Below are 10,440 nucleotides of genomic sequence, written 5' to 3'. Positions count from 1 at the left end.
AGCGCCGATCCCGCTCCGCGTAGGCCTCCAGGGCGGCGCGAAAATCGTCCGCGCTGAAATCGGGCCACAGCACCGGCGTGACCACCAGCTCGCTGTAGGCCGCCTGCCACAGGAGAAAATTGCTCAGCCGGAACTCGCCGCTCGTGCGGACGATCAGGTCGGGATCGGGTATGTCCGGCGCATAGAGATGCGCCGCGACCGTCGCCTCGCAGACCGACTCGGGCTTGAGCGCGCCCGCCGCCGCCGCCTCGGCGATCCGCCGGGCCGACTGAGCCAGCTCCGACCGGCCGCTGTAGCTCAGCGCCAGAATCAGCGTGCCGGCCTCATAACCCGCCGTCGCGGCCTCGATCCGCGCGATCGCCCGGACCACCGCCGCAGGCAGGTCGGCCCGGCGTCCGATCACCCGCAGCCGGACCCGATGTTCGTGCAGTTCGCGTTCGTTCCGGCTGATGAACCGGACCAGCAGTTTCATCAGCCCGGCCACTTCGAGCGCCGGTCGGCTCCAGTTTTCGGTGCTGAAGGCGTAGAGCGTGAGGTAGCGGATGCCCCAGTCGCGGCAGCAGCCCATCACGCGGCGGACCGTCTCCGCGCCCGCCTCGTGGCCTTTCAGCCGCGGCAGGCCCCGGGCTTGCGCCCACCGGCCGTTGCCGTCCATGATGAACGCCACATGGAGCGGGATTTTGGATGGTTTCTCGGCCATGATCCGCCTTTAAATCGACATGCGCAGGGTGGTCTCGCGGGCCGGCCCGATAGACAGGAGGCCCAAGCGTCCGCCCAACAGCCCGATCAGACGCTCCACATAGGCGCGGGCCTTGAGCGGCAGATCCGCATAGCGGGTGATATGGCTGGTCGGCTCCAGCCAGCCAGGCATCTCCTCATAGATCGGCTCGCATCGCGCGAAGGTCTCCAGACAGGCGGGGATCGTGTCATAGCGTTTGCCATCGCACGTATAGGCGACGCCAATTTTGATGACCGGCAGCGTGTCGAGCACATCCAGCTTGGTCAAGGCCCAGAAATCGACGCCGTTGACCCGTGCGGCGTGGCGGCCGACCACGGCGTCAAACCACCCGCACCGCCGCGGCCGGCCTGTCGTGGCGCCGAACTCCCCGCCGCGCTGGCGCAGATCCTCGCCCGCGGCGTCCTTCATCTCGGTGGGGAAAGGCCCTTCGCCCACACGGGTCGTGTAGCACTTGATGACGCCGACGACGCGGTCGATCCGGCGCGGCGAAAGCCCCGACCCGATGCAGGCCCCGCCGGCGGTCGGGTTGGATGAGGTGACAAAGGGGTAGGTGCCAAAATCAATGTCGAGCATCGTCCCTTGGGCCCCCTCGAGCAGGATGCTCTTCCCGTCCGCGTCGGCCTGATTCACCAGCGTGAGGGCATCGGCAATATAGGGGGTGAGGGCGCGGGCTACGGTCAGGTAGGTCTCGCATTCGGCTGCGGCGTCGAGCGTCGGCGAACCCAGGGCGACGAGCGTCTCGTTAGCCGCGTTCACGCGCTGCGCCACAAGGGCGGCGAACTGCGGCGCGAGCATATCGCCGACGCGCAACCCGTTGCGCCCGACCTTGTCGCCATAACACGGCCCGATGCCCCGGCCCGTCGTACCGATCTTCCCGTCCGGGCCTCGCTTCGCCTCGTTCGCCTTGTCCAGCGCCTTGTGGTAGCTCATCGCCAAATGCGCGCGGTCGCTCACCCACAGCCTGCCCGCCGTAACCATTCCCTGGCCTTCGATCATCCGGATTTCGTGAAGCAACTCGATCGGGTCGACGACCACGCCGTTACCGATCACGCAAACTTTCCCCGGATGGAGGATGCCCGACGGGATCAGGTGCAGCACGTTCTTCTTGCCTGCCGCGATGACCGTGTGCCCCGCGTTGCTGCCGCCCTGGTAGCGAACCACCAGATCGGCTTGATCCGTCAGCACATCGATCACCTTGCCCTTGCCCTCGTCACCCCACTGCGCTCCCACCAAAATCGTATTCGGCATATGGCCCCGCTCTTTCTTCCATTAAGGCTTTCGAACTCCCGTTTTCCGGCGCGGAACACAACCCCGCGCTTCTACGCAGACGCACGTAAAGGCACAGTGTAGACGAAACCCGTCTGTCTGACCAGCACGTAAAGAAACGGTGTGTATCCCGCCAAATGGGCGGCCTTGGCGCGAAAAAGGTTGACCCGGCCGTTGGCAATCCCATGTCCCTGCCAGCCAGAGCGCAGGCCGGCTACAGGCCGATGCCGACGTGCTCGATCATCACTTGCCTGCGCTCGACAACCCCGGATTATTATAATTTAAATTGTTGTTGTGCAAGTAGTTGCAAAAATAATACAGGGGCGTTACTGGACAAGTTTACGGGAACGTGCAATACTCTTCACTCGTTTTTGGTTTTGCACAAGCCTCTTACCACTATGATCACCGAAACGTCCACCGACGGGGTCGAGCTAACCATCGTGATGCCATGCCTGAACGAGGCGTTGACGCTGGAACGCTGCATCCGCAAGGCGAAATCGTTTCTGGCAACTTCAGGCGTGCGCGGGGAAATCGTCATTGGTGACAACGGCTCAATCGACGGGTCTCAGGACATTGCCCGACGCCAGGGTGCCCGGGTGGTTGACGTGCCGATCCGCGGCTATGGGGCGGCCGTGCAGGCGGCCAGCCTCTCCGCCCGCGGGCGGTTCATCATCATGGGCGATTCCGACGACAGCTACGATTTCGAAAACCTCATGCCTTTTGTGGCAAAACTGCGCGAAGGCTACGACTTGGTGATGGGCAACCGGTTCACCGGCTGCATCCAACCTGGCGCCATGCCGTGGAAGAACCGGATGATCGGCAACCCGGTGCTGTCCGGTATCGGCCGCTTGTTCTTCCGCACCGCCGCGCGGGATCTTCACTGCGGCATCCGCGGCTACTCGCTGGAGGCCCTCAAGCGGATGGACCTGCGGACGACCGGGATGGAGTTCGCCTCTGAAATGGTGATCAAGGCCGCGCTTCTCGGCATGCGGATGATCGAGGTGCCCGCCACGCTGGCGAAAGATGGGCGTGATCGTCCGCCGCACCTGCGGCCGTGGCGCGATGGCTGGCGGCATTTACGTTTCATGCTGCTCTACAGCCCGCGGTGGCTGTTCCTTTATCCGGGTGCGGCGTGTATGCTGGCCGGACTGGTGGTCGGCCTAAGCTTGTTGCGAGGGCCCATCCAGGTGGGTCGCGTGACGCTGGATGTTCACACGCTTTTCTTCGCCGGCATCGCGGTGTTGATCGGCTACCAAGCGATCTTGTTTGCCACGTTCAGCAAAATCTTTGCCGCCAACTCAGGATTGATTCCGCAAAACCGGTTGCTAGACCGCCTCTTCGATTATTTCACCCTTGAGGTCGGTCTGGCCGTCGGCGGGGCGTTGCTGGCGATGGGGCTGACCGGCTCGGCCTACAGCTTCATGCTCTGGAATCGACAGCGCTTTGGTGAGATGGACCCACACCATCTTCTCCGGGTGATAATTCCGTCCGGGGTCTGCCTCGCCGTGGGCATTCAGACCATCCTGTCCAGTTTTTTCCTCAGCGTGCTGGGGCTGGGAATGAACACCCAGCGAAAGGGCTGAACGCATGAAGGCGTTGGACCGTTTTATTCAAAACAGGCGCATTGCAAAGGTGCGTCCGTATCTGCCACCGGGCAGCCGCGTCTTGGATATTGGCTGCGCCGACGGTGTTTTGTTCCGCCGTATTCCGGGCCTCGGTGAGTATGTGGGGCTGGATAGCGCCCTGATGGAACCGGTTGATCGTCCTCGGTTCCGTCTGATCCGCGGACCCTTTCCCGACGCGCTTCCGAACCATGAGCCGTTCGATGCCATCATCCTCCTGGCGGTGATCGAGCATATCCCGCCGGATCAGCTTGATCGTCTGGCGCGTGCGTGCGCCGCCCATCTCAAGCCCGGCGGTCATCTGGTGATCACCGTGCCGTCGGCCCTGGTGGACCGGATCCTCGACCTGCTGCGGTTTCTGCGTCTGATCGATGGCATCGCCCTGGAGGAACATCACGGGTTCTCGGCCAGCCAAACGCCGGCGATTTTCGCGGGCCTCAACTTGGACCTGATGAAGCACCAGCGTTTTCAGTTGGGGCTCAACAATCTGTTCGTGTTCCGCAGGAGGGTGTCGCCGTGACCGTGCGTCACGGGATGCGGAACGGTATCGCTCCAGCGGTGCCAGACCGCCAGTCGCGCTGTTCTGGCGACGCCCTGTTCGCCTTGGCGGTGCTGGTTTTTGTGACACTCGGTCTGGTCTTCCGGACGGCCTACGAGTGCCGGATCAACACAGACGCGACCGCCTATGTCTCCATCGCCCGGCAATGTCTGGCCGGTGACTTCGCCCAGACGATCAACGGCTACTGGGGTCCGCTCCTCTCGTGGCTGATGGTGCCGGCGCTGGCGCTGGGCGCCGAGCCCCTGTGGGCGGCCAGACTGGTCGAGCTGGCCGCTGGGCTGGCAACCCTGTTTGCCGTCCGCTGGCTTGCCCGGCAACTCGGCGCCAGCCGATGGTCGGTCGGCGTGCTGGCCCTGTGCCTGGCCGTGCCCCTGGCGAACTATTCGATGATCCTGGTGACCCCCGATGTCCTGCTGCTGTTCCTGTTGACGATGTACTGCGGGTTCGTGCTGCCGGAGAGGTATCGCGACCATGGGCTCCGCGGAGTTGGTGCGGGGCTGTTCGGCGGGTTGGCTTATCTGGCCAAGAGCTACGCATTGCCGTTCTTCCTAGCCCATTTTGTCATGCTCAACCTGATGCACCTGTATCGGGCCTCTTCAGGAACCTCGACGCTCTCACTCGGAAAGGGCTATTCAGCGGTCAGTCCGACTCCGCCAGGGCTGGCAGGTCAGGCTCGTCGTGGGGTGCTTCGCAACTTCGCCCTCGGGCTGTTGGTTTTTATCGCGGTCATCGGGCCATGGGTCGGATTGCTGACCCATACGTACGGCGCCTTCACCTTTGGCACGGCGGGGAAACGCGCCTTCGCCATGGTTGGCCCGGAATACTTCGGCGAGGACCCGGTGTTTGAAACCCTTCTCGCACCCCCGAGTCCCGGCGCCACGAGTTACTGGGATGACCCGACCGTGGTTAAACTCAACACGTGGGGGCCGTGGCAGTCACAGGCGATGTTCCAACACCAACTTCGATTGGTCGGCGGCAACCTGTGGGAGATGAGCCGTCAAATCACCGTCCTGTTCCCGTTTGCGGCAGGAACGCTGCTGTTTTGGTGCGGGTCTGTCCTGGCCGGTCTCTTCCGCCGCCGCAGGCTGGCGACACGTCAATCGTCGGTCGCGGGCAGCGACTCGTCTGGCGCCTCCTCCGCCCATCACGGTGATATCCAACCTGATTCGAAGGGGCTGACCGGGGCGTGTGAGTCTCCGGGTCGGCCGATCCACTCGCTCGCCACCGGGGCGCTCCCGCTCATGCTCACGGTCGCCATCTTCGCGGGCGGCTACATGCCGATCTTTGTTGAAATCCGCTACCTATGGCTGGTGGTGGTGCTGCTGATTCTGATGACTGTGTTGGCGCTGCAAGCGCTTGCCTGCGGCAGAAAGGCGCTCTCCTGCTTCCTGGCGATCTGGCTGGTCCTGACGTGCGCCGTGCCGGCGTTAAACGAGCTGATTGCTAAATCCAACCAAGGTCGTGAGCATGTCCGGTTGGCTGCGAGACTGACGCAGGACTTCCAGATACACGGCAATCTGGCCTCCAACGACTGCTGGGACCGGGTGCTATTCGCCGCCTTCCACATGAACGCGCGTTACTTCGGCCGTGTGACGAAGGCGGAAAGCGGCAGCGAGGAGAGATTGTTGGCGACCTTGAGGCAGCACGGCATCGACTACTATCTGGTGTGGGGAGCCGAGGACGCATTCACGCCCGGGCCGTTTCCGGAAAGCCGTCTCCCGGAGGTCACCGGGGGAGCGATCAGGGGCTTGCGGGTCTATTCGATTGCCCCGCAGTGAGCAGTTATTGGACGGGGGCGTGCTCACGGCTGCTTCGCGATTGAGTCTGCCGTTGTCGCCTGCATCCCCTTCAGGTATTCTACCAACGCCTCCCGCCACGGCGTTGGCGCAACGCCGAGCAGCGCGGTGATCTTGGCCTTGGATAGGACCGAATACGCCGGGCGCCGCGCGCGCGTGGGATACGCCTCGGTAGCGCACGGCTCGATGCGGCAGGTGCCCGGGATCAGACCCAGCCGCCGCCCCTCCTCGGCGATAGCCGAGGCAAACTCATGCCAGGTCGTCTCGCCGCCGTCGGTGACATGGTAGATCCCGGAGGCGTCTGAAAAACGGGTGATCAGCGCCAGAATCACGGCGCAGAGCGACCTGACGCGGGTGGGCGTGCCGAACTGGTCTGCGACCACCTGGATGCTGTCCCGCTCCCGCATCAGGCGCAGCATCGTATGAACGAAGTTGCCGCCGTGGCGCCCGTAGAGCCACGCGGTTCGCAGAATGATCGCGCCGGGGCAAGCCTCGAGAACCAGCCGCTCCCCTTCCGCCTTGGTCTGCGCATACACGCCGATCGGGGAAACCGGATCATCCTCGGCATAGGGTCGGCGCCCCGTCCCGTCAAAGACATAGTCCGTCGAGAGGTGGATCAGCCGCGCTCCGCAAGCGGTTGCGATCATCGCACAGTTGGCCGCGCCCCGGGCATTGAGACGCCGCGCCTCATCGGGTTCATCCTCCGCCCGGTCAACCGCCGTGTAGGCGGCGGCGTTCACGATCCATCCGATCCGACGCCCCGCCGCAAACGTCCGCAGCGCTGACGCATCGCCCATGTCGCACTCGCGGTCTGTCCCCACGCAGGGGAAGCCGGCGGAGACCAGCATCTCCTTCAGCTCGCGCCCCAGCATCCCCAGGCAGCCGACCACCCACACCGCCGCCTGTTCGGCACGCGGACGGCTTTCATTCATCAGCAGGCGTTTCCTCAGCCGGGGCGGCCTCCGAAGCCGCCGCGTCGGCAACAGGCGCATTCGGCAGCGCGGCCTCACGGGCGTGCGTTTCCTTTTTGACAACGGGAGCGGGCGCTTGGGGTCGCGGCGCGGGATGCCGCCTCGGCTCATCCCGGCGCGGACCCGTATCGCCGCGCGCGCCGCCGCCCGGCCGCTCTCCCGGCAGGTAGCGGAATGCGGGATTCTCGGCCGGCAGGCTGAGCACGCCGTTGTAATATTCGATCAGATTGCCGCGTTCGATGAGCCAGTTGAGCGAGGTGGCGGCCGCCTGTTGTTTCGCCTCATCCGCCGTCGCGACGGCGGCGAACACGTTCTGGCGGGTGGAGCCGGGATGATCAGCCACGAATCCGAGGATCGTGCGCAGATCCTCGGTGGCGTGCAGGATATCCAGCGCTGCGGGTATCGTGATCACGACGAAATCCGGTCCTCGGGGATCATTCGCCTTGAAGATGTGGAGCTTGCGATGGCGGAACGCGCCGCGCAGCGCAAAAAAGAGCGACGCCGGAAACTTCTGTTCTTTGAAAAGCGCTTCGCGCAGCGCATAGGCGACTTTCGGGCTGGGCGTCTTGCGCACGACATCGACCGTGGCGACCAGCGAACGGGCCGCCGTGATCTGCTTGGGCACGATCTCGCGCTGCAACAGCCGCTCGGCGGCGTCACGCTCCAGCGCGGGCGCGGTCACCACATCCTCGGCGGCGGGCTGTTCGGCGCCTTCCGCCGGGGCGGCTCCGTCGGCGGTCCCATCGACAGACCCTTCTGCTGCAGCCGGACGCTCGGCAGGAACGACCTGTTTGAGCCGGTAGAGCCGCTTCTTCTTGGCCTGTTCGCGCCACTGTTCGATCACCTCCGGATCGCGGACCATCTCGATCCGGGATTGATAGGCCTCGGGGGACATGTTGGCATAGCGGAAGCGCAACTGCTCCTGAACCTTCGTCGCATAGCTGTGATGATTGGGCGGCCCCAGGAGCACACCCGAAAGGCCGCAACGGGCGACGCACGTAAAATGACCGGCAGGCGCATCGCCCTCGATGTCAGCAATATCGAAGAAGTGATCGAGATGCGAGGCCACGATATGCGCGCCAATTTCCTCTTCGGTCAGCGCCGGGAGTCCGCAGACCTTGCACTGAAACAATCTCGCATGTGGGGGTTGGTCCTTGCGCAATTCCATCCGCGTCAGGCAGGAAGCGGGATTGTCGAGGAACAGGTGCGCGATATCGCGGAGCGGATAGGCGCGATGCGACGTTTGAATGCGCCGGATGATGGCGCCCAACGCCTTTTGTTCGGGGAGCAGGCGCAATTCAAAGGGCAGCGGTTCGGGCTCGGGCGCTTGCTGGGGGGCGTACGGGCCGCGCGGCGCGGCGCGATCCGAAACCTCGGCCGGCCGCACGGACGGAGGACCCTTGGGACGCACGAAGGGATCGCGGACGCTACTGGGCGGGGGCAGCGGCCGTTCGACGCGGGGGCGTCGGTCGATCTTCTCGAAACCGCCGCGGCGTTCGTCCCGCCGCGCCGGCCGGTCACGGCGCTCACCGAAATCGCCCCGGCGGTCACGGCTCTCGCGCCCGTCACTGCCGCCGTCATGCGATTCCCGCGCATATCGCTTCTGCTGCTCTTCAGGTGACTGGCGCGCCCAACTGGGGGCAAAAACCAAATCGAGGGAGATCGGCTCGTTTTTTTCTTGTGACATGTCCATTCCGTGTTCCCGCTGACCGCACCGATGTGCGCATTGACAGGGCATAGCTTATCGGCTCAAGGGGTCCCGGGTCAATAACATTTGCGGAGACGCGGCCAAGCGGCCAACCCCGCGCTTGCAGCAATTCTAATGATGGTCATCGAAATCGGGATCGACCAAGAAGGCGGAAATTCGACCCCGATACCGATAGCGTTTTCGATTTCGACCGGCAGAATGGAATCAAAATTAGATTTGCTGCCGCACTTGACGGCGCCAGCCCGCACTGATATATATATACCGACCGTGATGCGGGTACTCAGAACGCCGTCGCCCTCGCGCACATTGGGGGCCGTCGGTTTGCATGCCGGAACACCGAAAGGATCGCACAGATGAATCTCTTGGCCGTACTTGCCGGATTGATCGCGCTCGCGCTCGCGAGCTTTGTGATGTTCGGCAAGCAGACTGCGCGTGTCGCCACGCTGGGCGAGATTGCCGTGGGCATTGCCGCGCTGGGTGCCCTGCTGGCGTGCGTCCAATGCTTCCGGACCAGCCGCAAGACGGGGCTGGTGATCGTCGGGCTGGTGTGTGCCCTCGCTGCCGGCGGGATGGTCTTCTGGCAGAGGCATGCTGCGGAGGCGAAGAAAACCACCGACATCCCGACGAAACGGATCATCAAGATTCACAACGCCTATTATCACTACGACGACGAGCAGGACTCGGGATGGTTTAGCACGGAGATCCAAAACATCTCGGATAAGACAATCTCAGCCTTCGAGGGGCGAATCAAGCTGGTGGCGACCAAGGGCGAGACTGTGCATGAGGAATTCCTGTCCGTTGTGGAACCGCTGGAAGCGGGGAAGAAAATCTTCATCTTCACCCAATATCTCAACCTCCGCATGGGACAGAAGGGGTACGTGTTCATGGAGCGAACCTTTGATGACATGTGTGACTGGGGGTTCGGCCTGAAATCCATCCCGGTCGAGTTGCTTGATGAACGCCGCGCGGACATCAAGAAGAAGATGGCCAAGGCCCGGCATACCGGCAAAGTCAAATTCGTCTGCACGTACCTTAAGACCGAATAGGGCGGATCGACCTGTCGCCCTTTTTCTCGTTCCCGCATGAATCGTCTGTTCTACCTTCTCAGGCGGCTGATTCTGGCCGTTCCGACGTTCATCGGAATCACGTTGGTGTGCTTCGCACTCACCCGTGTGCTCCCCGGCGGCCCTGTGGAGATGCGCCTGCTGCGCATGCGCGGTATCGGCGATTCGAACACAGCCGCCGAAGCGCGGCCCGGAGCGTCGATCACGGAGGACCAGCGGCGCACGCTCAACGCCAAGTTTGGTTTCGACCAGCCGTTCCTCACCCAATACGTCAACTGGCTCGTGCGCGACCGGATGGGCCTGCGGATGACCTCCTACGATTTTCCCAACCGCACGGCCTGGGATCTGATCGCCTCACGCTTTCCCGTTTCCCTCTGGTTCGGCATCACCGGTTTCGTGCTCTCGTATCTCGTCTGCATCCCGCTCGGCATCGCCAAGGCGCTGCGCCACGGCACCCGCTTTGACGCCGCCTCAAGCGTGGCGGTCTTCATCGGTTACGCCCTGCCCTCGTTCGCCCTTGCGATGCTGCTGCGGACGGCGCTTTGCGGCACGGTGGACGGCTTGTGGAACCTCTTTCCTCTCGGCGGATTTGCCTCCGCCGATGCCGACACCCTCACCTTCTGGAGCCGCCTCCGCGACCATGCGTGGCACATGACCCTGCCGGTCATCTGCTACATGGCGGGGAGTTTCGCGGTGCTTACCCTGATGATGAAGA

Annotated in this window: 9 protein-coding genes; 5 read left to right on the top strand and 4 right to left on the bottom strand. The window is 63.6% G+C overall.

Annotated features, from left to right (window positions below):
• Both uppS and FJ222_10115 read right to left on the bottom strand, forming a co-directional pair.
• Window positions 1-700, bottom strand: a 700-nt coding sequence (gene uppS, locus FJ222_10120) for a di-trans,poly-cis-decaprenylcistransferase (GenBank protein MBM4164777.1), incomplete at its 3' end; no start/stop codon positions are given.
• Window positions 701-709: 9 nt separating this feature from the next.
• Window positions 710-1,987 (bottom strand): adenylosuccinate synthase, encoded by a 1,278-nt coding sequence (locus FJ222_10115; protein MBM4164776.1) that lies wholly within the window; start codon window positions 1,985-1,987, stop codon window positions 710-712.
• A 416-nt stretch (window positions 1,988-2,403) separates the two neighbouring features.
• Between FJ222_10115 and FJ222_10110 the strand changes: the two genes are divergently transcribed.
• Genes FJ222_10110 through FJ222_10100 form a run of 3 tightly spaced genes read left to right on the top strand, consistent with a single transcriptional unit; the run spans window position 2,404 to window position 5,964 of the window.
• On the top strand, window positions 2,404-3,588 hold the full coding sequence (locus FJ222_10110) for a glycosyltransferase family 2 protein (GenBank protein MBM4164775.1): 1,185 nt from the start codon (window positions 2,404-2,406) through the stop codon (window positions 3,586-3,588).
• Between the two features lie 4 nt (window positions 3,589-3,592).
• The gene (locus FJ222_10105; protein MBM4164774.1) at window positions 3,593-4,147 is read left to right on the top strand and encodes a class I SAM-dependent methyltransferase; all 555 of its coding nucleotides are present in this window, start codon (window positions 3,593-3,595) and stop codon (window positions 4,145-4,147) included.
• Window positions 4,144-5,964, top strand: coding sequence for a hypothetical protein (locus FJ222_10100; GenBank protein MBM4164773.1), 1,821 nt, complete (start codon window positions 4,144-4,146; stop codon window positions 5,962-5,964). Before FJ222_10105 ends, FJ222_10100 begins: the two co-directional genes overlap by 4 nt.
• Window positions 5,965-5,987: 23 nt before the next feature.
• Here FJ222_10100 and rfbD read toward each other — a convergent pair whose 3' ends face one another.
• Together rfbD and FJ222_10090 are read right to left on the bottom strand one after the other, a co-directional pair.
• Entirely contained in the window at window positions 5,988-6,914 is a 927-nt protein-coding gene (gene rfbD, locus FJ222_10095; protein MBM4164772.1) for a dTDP-4-dehydrorhamnose reductase, read from the bottom strand.
• Window positions 6,907-8,640 (bottom strand): hypothetical protein, encoded by a 1,734-nt coding sequence (locus FJ222_10090; GenBank protein MBM4164771.1) that lies wholly within the window; start codon window positions 8,638-8,640, stop codon window positions 6,907-6,909. Before FJ222_10090 ends, rfbD begins: the two co-directional genes overlap by 8 nt.
• Before the next feature lie 374 nt (window positions 8,641-9,014).
• Here FJ222_10090 and FJ222_10085 point away from each other — a divergent pair, with 374 nt between their 5' ends.
• Together FJ222_10085 and FJ222_10080 are read left to right on the top strand one after the other, a co-directional pair.
• Window positions 9,015-9,707: a hypothetical protein gene (locus FJ222_10085; GenBank protein ID MBM4164770.1), complete on the top strand. Its 693-nt coding sequence runs from the start codon at window positions 9,015-9,017 to the stop codon at window positions 9,705-9,707.
• A 36-nt stretch (window positions 9,708-9,743) separates the two neighbouring features.
• A partial coding sequence (locus tag FJ222_10080; GenBank protein ID MBM4164769.1) for an ABC transporter permease occupies window positions 9,744-10,440 on the top strand: 697 nt, incomplete at its 3' end.

The sequence above is a fragment of the Lentisphaerota bacterium genome, assembly GCA_016873675.1.
Classification (GTDB): domain Bacteria; phylum Verrucomicrobiota; class Kiritimatiellia; order RFP12; family JAAYNR01; genus VGWG01.
Note: the sequence above shows the minus strand (reverse complement) of the source record. Positions and strands in the feature narration are given on the sequence as shown.